The following is a 15,602-nucleotide window of genomic DNA, read 5'->3' on the forward strand; positions in this document are numbered from 1 at the left end:
TCCCTGATGTGTGTGTCGGGGGCGGAATCCACCCCGTGCGGGGACCCGCGTGACCCATCTCGCGGTTCGGACGACTATCTCAAGTGTCCGGCTCGTCGGTTACAGTCTTGAACAACGCGAGTGACCGCCGCATGCCGGGGGTCACCACGGAAAACAAATGCCCGGGTGAGAGCCCGGTGCCACAGCGCTCATCCAGAGGGACTGAGGGAACGGCCCGCAGAAGTCCCGGCAACCCTCCCGCCACATCTCGTCGTCGACGACGCGAGGCCAGGTGGGGAAGGTGCCAATTCCGTCTCGTGGCGATCGTCGCCGCGGGGAAGATGAGGAGAAAGGGCCTCGCCGTCATGGCTGTGCAGACCATCGACAACACCACTGAAGCCACCCCGGACACCGGACCCGCGTTCGGACCCGCCGTAGCGCTCTCCTGCCGCGAGTGCGGAGAACGCGTTCCGCTCGGTCCGGTCTTCGCGTGCCAGGAGTGTTTCGGGCCGCTCGAAGTGGCCTACGACCTCCCCACCGGTGACCCGGAAGCGCTGCGCAAGCAGATCGAGTCCGGCCCGGCGAACATCTGGCGCTACGCGCCGCTGCTGCCCGTTCCGGCGGACGTGGTCGACAAGCCCAATCTGAACCCGGGCTGGACCAAGCTCGTCAAGGCCGACAACCTGGCCCGTGAGCTGGGCGTCACCGGCGGCCTGTACGTCAAGGACGACTCCGGCAACCCGACGCACTCCTTCAAGGACCGCGTCGTCGCCATCGCCCTGGAGGCCGCCCGCACCTTCGGCCTCACGACGCTCTCCTGCTCCTCCACGGGCAACCTGGCGGGTGCCGTCGGCGCCGCCGCCGCCCGTGCCGGGTTCCGCTCCTGTGTGTTCATCCCGCACGACCTGGAGGCCGGCAAGGTCGTCATGGCCGCGGTGTACGGCGGCGAGCTGGTCGGCATCGAGGGCAACTACGACGATGTGAACCGGTTCTGCTCCGAACTGATCGGCGACCCGATCGGCGAGGACTGGGGCTTCGTCAACGTCAATCTGCGTCCGTACTACGGCGAGGGCTCCAAGACCCTGGCGTACGAGATCTGCGAGCAGCTCGGCTGGCGGCTGCCGGACCAGATCGTCATCCCGATCGCGTCCGGATCGCAGCTCACGAAGATCGACAAGGGTCTGCAGGAGCTGATCAAGCTCGGGCTGGTCGAGGAGAAGCCCTACAAGATCTACGGTGCGCAGGCCGAGGGCTGCTCCCCGGTCTCCGCGGCCTTCAAGGCCGGCCACGACGTGGTGCGCCCGGTGAAGCCGGACACCATCGCCAAGTCGCTGGCGATCGGCAACCCGGCCGACGGCCCGTACGTGCTCGACATCGCCCGCCGCACCGGCGGAGCGGTCGAGGACGTCACCGACGAGCAGTGTGTGGCCGCGATCAAGCTGCTGGCCAGGACCGAGGGCATCTTCGCCGAGACCGCGGGCGGGGTGACGGTCGGTGTGCTGCAGAAGCTCATCGAGACCGGTCAGCTCGACCCGGCCCTGGAGACCGTCGTCCTCAACACCGGTGACGGCCTGAAGACCCTCGACGCGGTCGCTCCGACCACCGGCCCGACCGCCGTCATCCGCCCGACCCTTGCCGCGTTCCGAGAGGCTGGCCTCGCATGAGTGCTTCTGTTCGTATTCCGACCATTCTCCGCACCTATACCGGCGGCCAGTCGGAAGTCCCGGCCGAGGGTTCGACGCTCTCCGAGATCCTTGAGTCGCTGGAGAAGAACCACACGGGTATTTCGGCGCGCGTTCTCGACGACACGGGCAAGCTGCGTCGCTTTGTGAACGTCTATGTGAATGACGACGACGTGCGCTTTTCCGAAGGTCTGCAGACCTCGGTTCCGGACGGCGCGAATGTATCGATCATTCCGGCGGTAGCCGGAGGCTGACCTCCGTCCCTACCCAGTCCCGCGTGAACTCATGCACCGCCTCATGCCCCGTCCACCTGTGGTGGGCGGGGCATCTGGGTGTGGGGCGGTAGTTGAATCGAGGTACAGTTGCGGTGGACTCCCGCCCGGCCCCTGACGCGGCTCGACGATTTATCGCCAAATTCGCGAGATGATTGTCGTGTAGGCGAAGTATGTCCGGTCCGAGTTGCCCCGGATCCTTATTGTTCCTCCCCGTATTTCCGATCAGTCGTGCCTGGAATTCTCGTCGGATTGACCTGTTGCAGAGGGCATCCGTACGGATACATTCGGCCGCGGTCGACGCGTTCCGGCGCACGCCCCCGACCTTGGCGGGGGTGAGGTCTGACCCGGGTCCGCGAAGTGCGGATTCGCGATAGGGCCAGCAATAGGGGAGTTAGGGATGGCTCAGGGCACCGTCAAGTGGTTCAACGCGGAGAAGGGCTACGGCTTCATCGCGGTCGACGGTGGTGCGGATGTTTTCGTCCACTACAGCGCGATCCAGATGGACGGCTACCGCACCCTCGAGGAAGGCCAGCGGGTCGAGTTCGAGATCTCGCAAGGTCAGAAGGGGCCGCAGGCAGACATGGTCCGCCTGGCCGGCTGAAGCTCCGGAGCGTCGCCGACGGCGCTACGCACTCACGCCGAAGGGTCCGTGTCCCGACAGGGGCGCGGGCCCTTCGTGCGTCCGCCCGCGGCCGGGCCGCGGCCTGCTCCGGGGGAGGCGCGCGGCGCCCCTCCGGGACCCCGAGTTATCCACAGTCGCTTGCACTCGACTAGGGCGAGTGCTAATCATTGGCGTTAGCACTCTGACAGTGAGAGTGACAGAAGGACCGGGTCGGCGAGGCCCGATCGAGCGCCGGGAAGAGCCCGGTGATCGGCAGGCCGTCCGTCGCGGGCGCCACGCGGTCCACTGAAATCCACCCCTGTCCGGGAGGACCACTTCTATGGCCAAGATCATCGCGTTCAACGAGGAAGCTCGGCGCGGCCTCGAGCGCGGGATGAACCAGCTCGCCGACGCCGTCAAGGTCACCCTCGGCCCGAAGGGCCGCAACGTCGTCCTCGAGAAGAAGTGGGGCGCCCCCACGATCACCAACGATGGTGTTTCCATCGCCAAGGAGATCGAGCTCGAGGACCCGTACGAGAAGATCGGCGCCGAGCTGGTCAAGGAAGTCGCGAAGAAGACCGACGACGTCGCCGGTGACGGCACGACGACCGCGACCGTTCTCGCCCAGGCCCTCGTCAAGGAAGGCCTCCGCAACGTAGCCGCGGGCGCCAACCCGATGGCCCTCAAGCGTGGCATCGAGAAGGCCGTCGAGGCCGTCTCCGCCCAGCTGCTCGAGCAGGCCAAGGACGTGGAGACCAAGGAGCAGATCGCTTCGACGGCCTCCATCTCCGCCGCCGACACCCAGATCGGCGAGCTCATCGCCGAGGCGATGGACAAGGTCGGCAAGGAAGGCGTCATCACTGTCGAGGAGTCGCAGACCTTCGGGCTCGAGCTTGAGCTCACCGAGGGCATGCGCTTCGACAAGGGCTTCATCTCCGCCTACTTCGCGACCGACCTGGAGCGTATGGAGTCGTCCCTCGACGACCCGTACATCCTGATCGTCAACTCGAAGATCGGGTCCGTGAAGGACCTGCTCCCGCTCCTCGAGAAGGTCATGCAGTCCGGCAAGCCGCTGCTGATCATCGCCGAGGACGTCGAGGGCGAGGCGCTCTCCACCCTCGTCGTCAACAAGATCCGTGGCACCTTCAAGTCCGTCGCCGTCAAGGCTCCGGGCTTCGGTGACCGCCGCAAGGCCATGCTCGGCGACATCGCCATCCTCACCGGTGGCACCGTCATCTCCGAGGAGGTCGGCCTCAAGCTGGAGAACGCCGGTCTCGACCTGCTCGGCCGCGCCCGCAAGGTCGTCATCACCAAGGACGAGACCACGATCGTGGACGGATCCGGCGAGGCCGACCAGGTTGCCGGTCGCGTCAACCAGATCCGTGCCGAGATCGAGAACTCGGACTCGGACTACGACCGCGAGAAGCTCCAGGAGCGCCTGGCGAAGCTCGCGGGCGGCGTGGCCGTCATCAAGGCCGGCGCCGCGACGGAGGTTGAGCTCAAGGAGCGCAAGCACCGTATCGAGGACGCCGTTCGCAACGCGAAGGCCGCCGTCGAAGAGGGCATCGTCGCCGGTGGTGGCGTCGCTCTCATCCAGGCCGCCGTCGCGTTCGAGAAGCTCGAGCTCGAAGGTGACGAGGCGACCGGCGCCGCGATCGTGAAGCTGGCCCTCGAGGCCCCGCTGAAGCAGATCGCCGTCAACGGTGGCCTCGAAGGTGGCGTCGTTGTGGAGAAGGTCCGCAACCTGCCCATCGGTCACGGCCTGAACGCCGCGACCGGCGAGTACGTCGACATGATCGCCGAAGGCATCATCGACCCCGCCAAGGTCACGCGCTCCGCGCTGCAGAACGCGGCCTCCATCGCCGCGCTCTTCCTCACCACGGAAGCCGTCATCGCCGACAAGCCCGAGAAGGCCGGAGCCGGCGCCGGCGCCGGTGGCGGCATGCCCGGTGGCGACATGGACTTCTGACCTTCCGGTCAGAACTCCGGTCAGCGGTACCTGTAGTAGGACCGAGGGCGGCATCCCCAGTTGGGGATGCCGCCCTCGGGCGTTTCCGTGGCGACCCTGACGTCAGGCGCCGGCCGACTCCAGGGCGGCGCGCAGATGGCCGTTGCTCTTCGCGAGCAGCCGGGCCGCCGTGGCCGCGTCCACATCGGCCAGGATCGCCAGGATGGCGTGCTTGACCTCGCCGTCCGCCGCGGCCAGCGCCGCCTCGATCGTGGCGTCCGGCGCCCCCGTCGCCAGGGCGACGATCCGGCGCGACCGCGCCCGCAGCTTCTCGTTCGACGCCCGGACGTCGACCATCAGGTTCCCGTACGTCTTGCCGAGCCGGATCATCGTGATCGTCGAGAGCATGTTCAGCACGAGCTTCTGCGCCGTGCCGGACTTCAGCCGGGTCGAGCCGGTGAGCAGCTCGGGGCCGACGACGACCTCGATGCCGTGCTCGGCGGCCGCCGCGAGCGCCGAGTGCGCGTTGCAGGACAGCCCGACGGTGAGCGCCCCCAGCGAGCGGGCGTGCTCGACGGCGCCGATGGCGTACGGGGTGCGGCCGGACGCCGAGACGCCCACGACGGTGTCGTCCGGGCCCAGCGCCAGCGCGTCCAGGTCAGCGGCGGCCAGCGCCCTGCTGTCCTCGGCGCCCTCGACCGCGGTGACCATCGCGGCCGGGCCGCCCGCGATCAGGCCGGCGACCTGCCCCGGCTCGGTGTTGAACGTCGGCGGGCACTCGCTGGCGTCGAGCACCCCGAGCCGGCCGGCGGTGCCCGCCCCGGCGTAGAGCAGCCGCCCGCCGCGAGCCATCCGCTCGGCGATGTCGTCGATGGCCGCGGCGATGGCCGGCAGCTGTGCGGCGACCGCGGCCGGGACGGTGGCGTCCTCGGCGTTCATCGTCCGGGCGATCTCCAGGGTGGACAGCCGGTCGATCTCGGAGAGCTCGGGCCGGAACGCCTCGGTGGTGAGGGTCTCCAGCTCCCGGCGCAGCTCGGTGTAGTCGGAGTCGGTGGAGGGGGACATGCGGCTCGTACGTCCTTACGTGAAGCGGTGAGCCCTGGCGCCACGTCAGCGCGCCACGGCCTGATGCTGCGTCCTGTGTGCGGATGCCTGTGTGGATAGGGGGCTGGTGCTGGATGGGGAGGGGGCGGGGCTCCGGTCAGGAGCGGGAGGCGCGCGGACTGTGCCGGTGGGCCAGCGCCTCGTACGAGGCGGACAGGGCGGGCGCGGCGGTCTCGTAGGTGCGTTGCATGACGCCTATGAACAGGAAGTCCACCACGAGGAGCTGACTGGTCCTGCTGGACATCGCGGCCGGCCGCAGCTCGCTCTCCCGCGAGGTGGACGTGGTCAGCACATGGTCGGCGTACTGGGTGACCGCGCCGTCCGGGCGGCCGGTGATCGCCACCGTCGTCGCACCCCGGTCGAAGGCCACCCGCAGCGGCTCGATGACGTCATGGGTGTTGCCCGAGTGGGTGATCGCGATCGCCACATCGCCGGCCCGCAGCTGGACCGCGTTGGTGATGGCCAGGTGCGTGTCGCCGTGCGCGTGCGCGATCAGCCCGATCCGCAGCAGCTTCTGGACCAGGTCCTGGCCCACCAGGCTGGACGCGCCGATCCCGAACACCTCGATACGGCGCGCCGCGGCGAGGGCCCCGACGGCCGCCTCCAGCTGCGCCACGTCGAGCTGCGCGGCCGTGTCGGCGAGCGTCTGCTGCTCCTCGCGCGCCAGCTTCGCGACCACCTCGGTCAGCGGATCGTCCACGGCGATGTCCGCGGTCACGGCGGGCGGCACGCCCGCCGCCTGCTGCGCGGCGAGCGCGGCGAGCGCCAGCCGCAGATCCCGGTAGCCGGGATAGCCGAGCAGCCGCGCGGTGCGGACGACGGTGGCCTCGCTGGTGCCGGTGCGCTGCGCCAGCGCGGTCACGGTGAGGTGCGCGCAGGCGGCGGGGTCGTTGGCCACGGCCTCGGCGACCCGCTGCATCGAGCGGGTCATCGACGGCCCGACCGTACGGACCGTGGCCGCCAGCGTCCCGGGGTCGGGGCTCTTGGCGGGCACGGTGGACGCGGCGGACGCGTCACGCGATGGCCGTGCGCGCTGGGGGAAAGTTTCCTTCACGCTGTAGGTCACACCTTGAAAGATATTTTCAGGCGGTGGGGGCGTCAAGGGGACAGGAGGCAGAATGGACGGATGGATCGTGATCTGGAAGAGGCCCTGCACGGCGCGCGGGCGCTCATCCTCGCCGACCTCGCCGCCCGGGACGTCGCAGGGCCGGACGTCGTCTCCCTGGTCGAGAACGCCGTCGCGCAGCGGCGCTGGTGGGTCGAGCAGTGGCCCGAGGGCATCGAGTTCGTCGCCGGGCTGGTCGCCCAGGACGTCCAGGACGCGCTGCTGGCGCACTTCGGACGCTGGCCGCTGTGCCCGCTGTGCGAGGAGCCGCACGGGCTCGCCGTCGAACCGGAGCTCGGGCCCGACCCGCACTGGGTCTGCGAGACCGCCGGAGCGGTCGTCGCCCCGGTCGGCGGGCTGAGCTGACGATGGCACCGCGGACGCGGGCGCAGCCCTTGAGGGCGGCGCTCTCATGACGCTCTACATCGACCCGCCGACCTGGCCGGGGCACGGCCGTATGTGGTCGCACCTGGTCAGCGACGTCTCCTACGACGAGCTGCACGCATTCGCGGCGCGCCTCGGCTGCCCGCCGCGGGCGTTCGAACGGGACCACTACGACGTTCCGGCCGCGCGCTACGCCTCGGCCGTCGAGCTGGGCGCGGTGGAGGTCGGCAGCAAGGAGATCGTGCGGCGGCTCATCGGCGCGGGGCTGCGCCGCCGTAAGGCCCCGCCGGCGGGTGACGCGTCGGCCGCGTCGGCCTGAGTGCGTCGAGGCCGGCCTGCGGGGGTCGAGGTCAGCCCGCGTGCGTCGCGCCGGTGACCTCGGCGGGCGCCGGGACCCCGGGCACCGGGTGGCTCGCGATGACGCGGCTCGCGCCGTGCCGGCGCGACGAGACGAGCACGAGGCCGATGGCGACCGCGGCCATCGCGGCGCCCGCCCAGGCGGTGGCCGCGAAGCCGAAACCGCCGCTGATGACGAGGCCGCCGAGCCAGGGCCCGCCGGTGTTGCCCAGGTTGAAGGCGGACGTGGTGGTGGCACCGGCGAGGGTGGGGGCGGCGCCCGCCACGTTGAAGATGCGGGCGTTGAGCGCGGGCGCGGTGAAGAACGCCGAGAGGCCCAGCAGGAACGAGAGCACGATCACGGCGATCTGGTTCTGCGCGGTGAGCGCCATGACGCCCAGGAAGACCGTGGACGCGGTGATGCCGCCGATCATTACGCCGAACAGGTGGGCGTCCGCGAAACGGCCGCCGATCGCGGTGCCGATCAGCGCGCCGACCCCGAAGAGGCCGAGGATCGCGGGCACCGAGCCCTCGGGCAGCCCGGCGACATCCGTGAGCAGCGGCGCGAGATAGCTGAAGGCGCAGAACACACCGCCCGCCGAGAGGGCCGTGATGGCGACGGCCAGCCAGACGTTGCCGTCGCGGTAGATCCGCAGCTCCTCGCGGAGCCGGGGGCGGACCTCCGGGATCGGTATGCGGGGGATGAGCGCGATCACGCCGACGAGCGCCACCGCCGACATCAGGGCCACCGCCCAGAACGCGGAGCGCCAGCCGAACTGGTCGCCGAGGAAGGCGCCGGCGGGGACGCCCAGCACGTTCGCGATGTTCAGTCCGCCGATCATCACGGCCATCGCCCGCGCCCGCGCGTTCATCGGGACCATAGAGATCGCGACGGCCGCGCCCACCGCCCAGAAGCCCGCGCAGGCGAGCGCGCTGATCACCCGGGAGGCGAACAGCAGCGCGTAGTTCGGCGCCACGGCCCCCGCGACCTGCCCGAGGCCGAAGAGCGTGATCAGCGCGATCAGGGTGGTGCGGCGCGGCAGCCGGAGCGTGGCCACGGCGAGCAGCGGTGCCCCGACGACCATGCCGATCGCGAACGCCGAGATGAGCAGTCCGGCCTGCGGGATGCTGACGCCGAGGTCGTCGGCGATCGGCGGCAGCAGACCGGAGAGCATGAATTCCGAGGTGCCGAGCGCGAAGACACTGAGCCCGAGGACGTAGACGGCTACGGGCATGCGGGAGCGGCTGGCGTCGGCGGAGGGCATAACAGTTACCAGCGCCTCGGGTGACCTGCGTATTCCCGCGTATTCCCGGACCCGCCCGAGCCGGGTCAGGTGGCGGGATCGGTGGTGGGGCCGGTCGCGGGACCCGTCGTGGGACCCGTCGCGAGGAGCAGTTCCAGCTCGGTGCCGAGGTTGCGGCGGGCGATGTGCTCCCAGCGCTCGTGGCCGACCGGGGTGCGGAAGAGCCGGGGCAGATCCAGCAGCTGGCGCAGCACGGCGGCGCGGCCGGACCGGAAGTCGTCGTCCGGCACGAAGCCGTACTCCTGGCGGACGGCGGCCGCGTAGGCGGCGTACGCGGCCGGCTCGCCGGCCAGGACCGCGAGATCCGCGTCACACAGGACCTCGCCGTTGCGGTCGTCGGGCGCCGGGTCGTGGCTGGTGGTGAGCAGCACCAGCCGGACCACCTCGGCGATGCGCGCGGCGCCGACCCCGGCCTTGGCCAGCGCCCGCTCGGCCAGCCGGGCGCTGCGCTCCTCGTTCTCGGAGCGGTCCGGGCGGTAGACGGCGTCGTGGAACCAGGCGGCGAGCAGTACGGAGTCCGGGTCGTCGGCGTACGCGGCCAGCTCGGCGATGTGGTCGAGAACGGCGACCAGGTGATCCGTGGTGTGATACCAGCGCTGCTCCTCGCTCCACCGGCCGAGAAGGTCCTCGCCGTAGGCGGCATCGGGCGCGGGTGCGGGGGCATGGGCAGGTGCAGGGGCGGGAGTGTCCGAAATCGGGGCGACCCGGGTGCGGCGCAGCAGGTCACACCATTGGGTGAGCAATGCGGCATGCTGCGGGTGCTTCGTCGCGGGGGTGACAGCCATGGTGGCTATTGTGCGCCTGAGGGCTCGCGCGGGGGTGGCGATTGTGGCACTCTTGGTCATATGTCTAGACCAATTTTCGAGGTGATCGCCCTCGGCGTCGACGACGCCGTAGCGGCCCAGACCGGCGGTGCCGACCGCCTCGAGCTGGTCACCGACATGGCCGCGGACGGCCTCACCCCGTCCCGCGAGACCTTCGCCGCCATCCGCGCCGCCGTGCACATCCCGCTGCGCGTCATGCTGCGGCTCTCCGACGGCTTCGGCGCCGGCGACATCGACGCGCTCTGCGCGGCGGCCGAGGGGCTGCGCCGCGAGGGTGCGGACGAGTTCGTCCTCGGCTTCCTCGACGGGCGCGGCGGGGCCGACCTCGAGGCGGTCTACGCGATCGCCGACGTCATCGACGGCTGCCGGTGGACGTTCCACCGCGCCATCGACCGCGCGGCGGACCGTGACGCGGTGCGGTTGCAGCTGGCGGGGCTGCCGGGGCTGGACACGTACCTGACGGCCGGTTCGGCCAAGGGCGTCGACGACGGCCTCGCGGTGCTGGTCGCCGAGGCGGCACGGACGTCGGCGGAGCCGGCGCCGGAACCGGGGTACGAGCCGCGGATTCTGGTGGGGGGCGGGTTGAACAGGGAGCATTTGCCGGCGCTGCGGGCGGCGGGGATCGACGCGTTCCACGTCGGCGGGGCGGTTCGCCCTGCGGGCTGGGCTTCCCCTGTGGACGTGGGTGCGATGAGGGAGTGGCGGGCGTTGCTGGATGGGCCTGTGCCGGTGGGTTAGGCGGGGGTTGGTTTTTTGGTTCCGGTGCCCGCGCCCTCCGGGCCGGTTGGTGGCTCCGGCGCCCGGGCCCTCCGGGGCGGGGGTTCGAAATCGACTATTTACGATCCCCCAACCTTCGGCCGGGGGTGCCCCCAGCGGCTCACAAATAGCTCGGCAGCATTTCGAACCCCCACCCCTGCGGCCCCGGTCCCCTCGCGTCACAGCCGGCCGGTGGGAGCGCGGCTGTTGTTTGTGACCTGCATTCGTGACGGCGGTGGTGGGGGCACCCCCGGCCGAAGGTTGGGGGAGGGTGGGGATAGCTCGCCGCAGGCGCAACGGTCCGCGCGGGCCGTCGTACGTGCACCCCCACCGGCAGGTGGAGAGGGCGGGTGGGTGGGGGAAAGCTCGCCGCAGGCGTAACGGTGCTGTGGGGGCCACGTACCCGCACCCCCGTCGGAGGCGGCGCGGCTCGCCGCAGGCGGAACGGCACGGTGGGGGCTGGGGTTCAGGCCCCGCCGCTGAGCCGGAGGGTGAACGTTGAGCCGTGGCCGCGGCCTGCGGAGGTGACCGTCGCCGTGCCGCCGTGGGATTCGGCGAGTTGGCGGACGATGGCCAGGCCCAGGCCGCTGCCTCCCGTCTGGCGGTTGCGGGATTTCTCGGCGCGCCAGAAGCGGTCGAAGACGTGGGGGAGGTCGTCGGGGGCGATGCCGGTGCCGGTGTCGGTGATGTCGATCACGATGCGGTCGTCGTCGGCGTAGCCGCGCAGGGAGACGCTGCCGCCCGGCGGGGTGTGGCGGATGGCGTTCGAGACGAGGTTGCCGACCGCCTGGCGGAGGCGTACCGGGTCGGCCTGGAGGCCGAGGTCGCCGGGGGTGACGGTGAGGGCGACGCCGGCCGAGGCGGCGCGGGCGCGGTGGGCGGCGGCGACCTGTTCCAGGATGTCGCCGAGGCGCACCGCTTCGGGGTGGACGCGGAGCGTCCCGGCGTCGGCGGCGGCCAGGTCCTGGAGGTCGTCGATGATGTGCTGGAGCTGGAGCGCTTCTTCGAGGAGCGAGGAGTTGAGGGCGTCGTCGGGTTCCGCGATGCCGTCCTCCACCGCTTCGAGCCAGCCGCGGATGTTGCTGACCGGAGTGCGCAGTTCGTGGGCGACGTCGCTGACCATGGCCTTGCGCTGTTCCGCGAGGCGCTGGCGCTCCTGGGACATGTCGTTGAAGGCGGCGGAGAGCCGGCCGATCTCGTCGCCGGTGGCGACGGTGACGCGCGCCGAGTCGTCGCCGTCCCGCATGCGCTGGGCGGCGTCGGTGAGGGCGCGCAGCGGGCGGATGAGGCGGGCGGCGAGCAGGAGGGTGACGGCGGCGGCGAGGGCGAGGACGAGGCCCGCGACGCCCGCGACCCGCAGGGTGTTGGAGCGGGAGAGGGCGAAGCCGGGGGTGGTGGCGCCGCTCGGGTCCGTGACGAAGAGGTACGCGGCGGGGGCGACGAACTCGCGGAGCTGGTCGCGGCGCGCGGTGTCGACGCAGTCGGCGGTCTTGCGTTCGGTGATGCCGCCGCCCTTGGGGTCGCGGACGGCGGGGGTGGGAACGGCCCGCGGCGACTGGACGTTCCGGGGCGACTGGACGGCGCTGGGCGTCGGGACGGGGCTGGGCCCCTGGGCGGCCGCGGCGCCCCTGCCCCAGGTGAGGTCGGGGTTCAGTTCGAGGATCGGCAGGTTCTCGGTGGTGAGGCACTTCTTGAGACGGGAGTTGAGGTCGGCGAGGGCGGAGCTCTCGGTGGCGGTGGGGGCGGCGAGCCTTCTGCCGCCGCAGGACTCGTCCAGCACGTCGGTGGGGTCGCCGCCGACGACCTTGATGTGCGGACGGCCGCTGGGGCCGTCGGCGATCTCGCCGGCGATCATGTAGTCGGCGAGGCAGGAGACGCTGCGCCGGGCGAGGTCGTGCAGGTGGTTGCGCTCCCCGGGGAACAGCCGGAACGGGCCGACGGCGCGCGGGTCGATGTCGCCCGCGGTGGCGCCGGGGACCATGGTGGCGTCGACGTGCAGCGGGTCGAGGGCCGCCGACTGGGTCTGCGGGAGCAGGGAGCCGGGCGGGGCGGAGTCGGCGACCGGCCGCCGGTCCTGGGTGGTGACGGCGATACGGCGCTGGGTGGTGGCGGCCAGCTGCCGGACGGTGGGCGCGACGCCGTCCCAGTTCGCGTGGGTGGCCGCGTACTCGGCGAGCTTGCCGTAGATCAGGGCGTCGTTGGCGAGATAGCGGCTCTGCTCCTGCTGGATGGAACCGGAGGTCGTCTGGACGGCCAGCCAGGTGGTGGCGGCGACCGAACAGGTCGCGACCAGGACGAAGGAGAACAGCAGCCGGCCGAGCAGGCTTCTGCGGAACGGGACCTTGCCGCGGGCCGGCCGGGGTTCACGGGCCATCGTGCGCGCCGTCCGTCAGCTTGTAGCCGACGCCGAAGACCGTCACCAGGTAGCGGGGCCGGCGGGGGTCCGGTTCTATCTTCTTGCGCAGGTTCATGATGTGCACGTCGACCGTCCTGGTGGTGATGTACCGGTCGAATCCGTGGACGTGGTCCAGGAGTTGGGCCCGGCTGAAGACCCGGCCCGGCAGGGCGGCCAGAGCCGCGAGGATGTGGAACTCGCCGGGGGTGCAGTCGGCGGGTCTGCCGTCGACGGTCACCTCGTGCCGCGCCGGGTCCACGGTGAGCCCGCCGACGCGCAGCACGGCATCGGGCACGGCCTCAGGTTTGCGGGCGCCGCTGCGCCGCAGCAGGGTGCGGATCCGGGCCATCAGCTCGCGGGGGCTGTACGGCTTGGTCATGTAGTCGTCGGCGCCCAGATCGAGGCCGAGCAGCAGATCGTCCTCGGTGGTGCGGGCGGTGAGCATCAGGATCGGCAGGTCGGACTCGGCCCGCAGGACGCGGGCCACGTCCAGCCCGTCGACCCTCGGCATCTGGATGTCGAGCACGAGCAGGTCCGGCTCCCGGCGGCGCGCCTCCTCGATGGCGGCGCGCCCGTCATGGACGACGGTGACCGTGTGGCCCTCCCGCAGCAGATAGCGGCGGACCAGTTCGGCCTGTTTCTCGTCGTCCTCGGCGACCAGCACGTGTGCGCACATGAGGGCGAGCGTAAGCGCACGGAGCGGCCCGAACACGATCGCGACCGCGACCTGACAACTTCTTCATATCTGCTGGTCAGGGTGGAGACCGGCCGGATGCCTAGCTCTGCCCGGCGGCCAGCTCCTCCGGCAGCGGCTTCGCGTGGAGCACCGCGAGGCCGGAGACGGCCCGGGTGAGGGCGACGTAGAGGCGGCGCAGCCCGGTGCGCTCGTCCGGCTCGCCCGTGACGATGGCGGCGGGCTCGTCGAGCACCACGTAGTCGTACTCCAGGCCCTTCGCGAGCGTCGCCGGGACCAGGGTGAGCCGGGCCTGTGCCGAGGTCTCCTCGCCGGGGGCGAGGTACGGCAGGCCGGCCGATTCCAGGGCGGCGGCGAGCGGTGCGATGCGGTCGTCGGCGGCGATGAGGCCGACGGAGCCCTCGTGGCCGAGGGCGTCGTGGCAGGCCGCGAGAACGGCCGCGTCCAGCTCCTCCGCGCTGGTCCGGCGGATCACGAGGTCCCCGGGCGACTCACGGACCGAGGTGGCGGGGGCCAGCCCCGGGGCGATGGTGGGCAGCAGCAGGGACGCGTAGGCGATCACGCCGCGCGGCACACGGAAGCCGCGGGTCAGCTCCTCGACCGGGGCGCCGGGCTTGCCCAGGTGCGTGAGGGCCTCCTCCCAGCTGGCGGTCGCCCACGGCGTGGTGCCCTGCGCGATGTCGCCGAGCACCGTCGCGGAACCGGTGGAGCAGCGCCGGCCGACCGCCCGGTACTGCATGGGGGACAGGTCCTGGGCCTCGTCGAGCACCACATGGCCCAGCGAGTGGGTGCGCTGGACGAGGTCGAGCGTCTCGTCGATCAGCACGGTGTCGGCGGGCGACCACTGTGCCGAGGCCAGGCTGCGCGGCGGCTTCTCCCAGAGCAGCGTCGCCTGTTCCTCCGGCGTCAGGATCCCCTCCGCGCACTCCGCGAGGAACTCGGCGTCGGACAGCAGCCGCAGCACCGTCTTCGCCGGGTCGGCCTTCGGCCAGACCCCCTTCACCGCGGCCTTGACGGCGGGATTGCGGGCCACCGCGTCCTGGACGCGGTCGTCCGGCGCCTCCCCGGACTCCTCCATGCGGACGAGGATGTTGTGCGCGATCCGCTGCGGCAGCGCCTCGTGGGCGGCGCCGTACCGGATGTCACGCTCCATCAGCTCCCGGACCAGCTCTTCGAGTTCGTACGCGGGGACCCGCCAGCGCCGCGATCCGCGCACCACGACGATCGGCTCCTTCGGCATCCGGATGCCGCTGCGCACCGCGCGCCGCAGCACCTCCGCCATCCGGGCGTCGCCCTTGATCCGGGCGCGCTCCGCCGGATCCGTGCCGCGCACCGTGACATGCGCGACCAGGTCGTCGACCGTCGCCTGCTTGACCTGCAGCTCTCCCAGGGCCGGCAGCACCTGCTCGATGTACTGCAGGAAGGACTTGTTCGGCCCGATGACGAGGGTGCCGGTGCGGGCGAGCCGCTCGCGGTGCGCGTACAGCAGATACGCGACACGGTGCAGACCCACGGCGGTCTTCCCGGTGCCGGGGGCGCCCTGCACACACACGGTGCCGCCGATGCCGGCGCGGACGATCTCGTCCTGCTCCGGCTGGATCGTGGCGACGATGTCCCGCATCGGGCCGACGCGCGGCCGCTCGATCTCGGTCTGCAGCAGCTTGCTGGAGGTGCCGGCCTCCGCCGGGTCGGTGAGGTGCTCGTCCTCGTACGCGGTCAGTTCGCCGCCGGTGTAGCCGAACCGCCGGCGCAGCCGGACGTCCATCGGCTCGGCGCGCGAGGCCCGGTAGAAGGGCTGCGAGACCGGCGCCCGCCAGTCGATGACCATCGGGTCGCCGTGGGCGTCGTGCACATGGCGGCGGCCGATGTAGAACTGCTCGCCCTCGGCGCCCTCGGCCTGCTCGGTACCCGGGGCGTGCAGATAGTCCAGCCGGCCGAAGAAGAGCGGGGTGTGCGAGAGGTCCGCGAGCGCCTTGATCCGGTTGTCGATCTCGGCGGCGAGGATCTTGGCGTTGACCCAGTTGCCGGTGACGTCGGAGATGTCCAGCGCCTCCACGTCGGCGCGCATCGCGGTCAGCGCGGAACGGGATTCGGCGAGGTGGGTCTGTTCGGCCCGGAGCGGGTTCGCGTCCTGGGCATGGTCGGGGTCGTGCAGGGGCACGGCGTTGCCTCCGGCTTGTGCGTACGCAGGGAAGAAGAGAGAAGCCGGCCGGTT

At 71.4% G+C, this 15,602-nt stretch carries 14 protein-coding genes and 1 riboswitch; of the genes, 7 read left to right on the top strand and 7 right to left on the bottom strand.

Going from position 1 to position 15,602, the window contains the following annotated elements; translation table 11 throughout:
* Positions 1–185: 185 nt before the first annotated feature.
* A riboswitch (SAM riboswitch) is annotated at positions 186–327 on the top strand.
* Positions 328–344: 17 nt separating this feature from the next.
* From thrC to groL, 4 genes are all read left to right on the top strand, one after another.
* The gene (thrC, locus tag LNW73_RS18365; RefSeq protein ID WP_250990648.1) at positions 345–1,643 is read left to right on the top strand and encodes a threonine synthase; all 1,299 of its coding nucleotides are present in this window, start codon (positions 345–347) and stop codon (positions 1,641–1,643) included.
* Entirely contained in the window at positions 1,640–1,915 is a 276-nt protein-coding gene (locus tag LNW73_RS18370; RefSeq protein ID WP_138355904.1) for a ubiquitin-like small modifier protein 1, read from the top strand. Before thrC ends, LNW73_RS18370 begins: the two co-directional genes overlap by 4 nt.
* A gap of 418 nt (positions 1,916–2,333) precedes the next feature.
* Positions 2,334–2,537, top strand: a complete 204-nt coding sequence (locus LNW73_RS18375) for a cold-shock protein (protein WP_009339379.1) — start codon at positions 2,334–2,336, stop codon at positions 2,535–2,537.
* A 340-nt stretch (positions 2,538–2,877) separates the two neighbouring features.
* Positions 2,878–4,506 (top strand): chaperonin GroEL, encoded by a 1,629-nt coding sequence (gene groL, locus LNW73_RS18380; RefSeq protein ID WP_138355905.1) that lies wholly within the window; start codon positions 2,878–2,880, stop codon positions 4,504–4,506.
* Positions 4,507–4,608: 102 nt separating this feature from the next.
* On the opposite strand, the gene murQ is transcribed toward groL, so the two are convergent.
* Together murQ and LNW73_RS18390 are read right to left on the bottom strand one after the other, a co-directional pair.
* Positions 4,609–5,550, bottom strand: coding sequence for an N-acetylmuramic acid 6-phosphate etherase (gene murQ / locus LNW73_RS18385; RefSeq protein ID WP_250976432.1), 942 nt, complete (start codon positions 5,548–5,550; stop codon positions 4,609–4,611).
* A 136-nt stretch (positions 5,551–5,686) separates the two neighbouring features.
* Positions 5,687–6,643, bottom strand: coding sequence for a MurR/RpiR family transcriptional regulator (locus LNW73_RS18390; RefSeq protein WP_374118132.1), 957 nt, complete (start codon positions 6,641–6,643; stop codon positions 5,687–5,689).
* A 72-nt stretch (positions 6,644–6,715) separates the two neighbouring features.
* On the opposite strand from LNW73_RS18390, the gene LNW73_RS18395 reads away from it, so the two are divergent.
* Positions 6,716–7,060 (top strand): hypothetical protein, encoded by a 345-nt coding sequence (locus LNW73_RS18395; protein ID WP_250990649.1) that lies wholly within the window; start codon positions 6,716–6,718, stop codon positions 7,058–7,060.
* Positions 7,061–7,106: 46 nt separating this feature from the next.
* On the top strand, positions 7,107–7,397 hold the full coding sequence (locus tag LNW73_RS18400) for a DUF4031 domain-containing protein (protein ID WP_250990650.1): 291 nt from the start codon (positions 7,107–7,109) through the stop codon (positions 7,395–7,397).
* A gap of 31 nt (positions 7,398–7,428) precedes the next feature.
* Here the strand turns inward: LNW73_RS18400 and LNW73_RS18405 are convergent, their stop codons facing one another.
* A complete protein-coding gene (locus LNW73_RS18405) occupies positions 7,429–8,649 on the bottom strand; it encodes a Cmx/CmrA family chloramphenicol efflux MFS transporter (RefSeq protein WP_250990651.1) in 1,221 nt (406 codons plus the stop codon).
* 95 nt (positions 8,650–8,744) lie between these two features.
* Positions 8,745–9,503 (bottom strand): HD domain-containing protein, encoded by a 759-nt coding sequence (locus tag LNW73_RS18410; protein ID WP_250990652.1) that lies wholly within the window; start codon positions 9,501–9,503, stop codon positions 8,745–8,747.
* Between the two features lie 60 nt (positions 9,504–9,563).
* Here LNW73_RS18410 and LNW73_RS18415 point away from each other — a divergent pair, with 60 nt between their 5' ends.
* Complete coding sequence (locus LNW73_RS18415; protein ID WP_250990653.1) at positions 9,564–10,280, top strand: copper homeostasis protein CutC; 717 nt, start codon at positions 9,564–9,566, stop codon at positions 10,278–10,280.
* A 484-nt stretch (positions 10,281–10,764) separates the two neighbouring features.
* Here LNW73_RS18415 and LNW73_RS18420 read toward each other — a convergent pair whose 3' ends face one another.
* From LNW73_RS18420 to LNW73_RS18430, 3 genes are all read right to left on the bottom strand, one after another.
* Entirely contained in the window at positions 10,765–12,672 is a 1,908-nt protein-coding gene (locus LNW73_RS18420) for a sensor histidine kinase (RefSeq protein ID WP_250990654.1), read from the bottom strand.
* Positions 12,662–13,369 (bottom strand): response regulator transcription factor, encoded by a 708-nt coding sequence (locus LNW73_RS18425; RefSeq protein ID WP_250990655.1) that lies wholly within the window; start codon positions 13,367–13,369, stop codon positions 12,662–12,664. The genes LNW73_RS18420 and LNW73_RS18425 overlap by 11 nt, the downstream gene beginning before the upstream one ends.
* A 100-nt stretch (positions 13,370–13,469) precedes the next feature.
* Positions 13,470–15,548: a HelD family protein gene (locus tag LNW73_RS18430; protein WP_250990656.1), complete on the bottom strand. Its 2,079-nt coding sequence runs from the start codon at positions 15,546–15,548 to the stop codon at positions 13,470–13,472.
* Positions 15,549–15,602 lie beyond the last annotated feature (54 nt).

The sequence above is a fragment of the Streptomyces sp. RKAG337 genome (assembly GCF_023701715.1).
GTDB lineage: Bacteria > Actinomycetota > Actinomycetes > Streptomycetales > Streptomycetaceae > Actinacidiphila.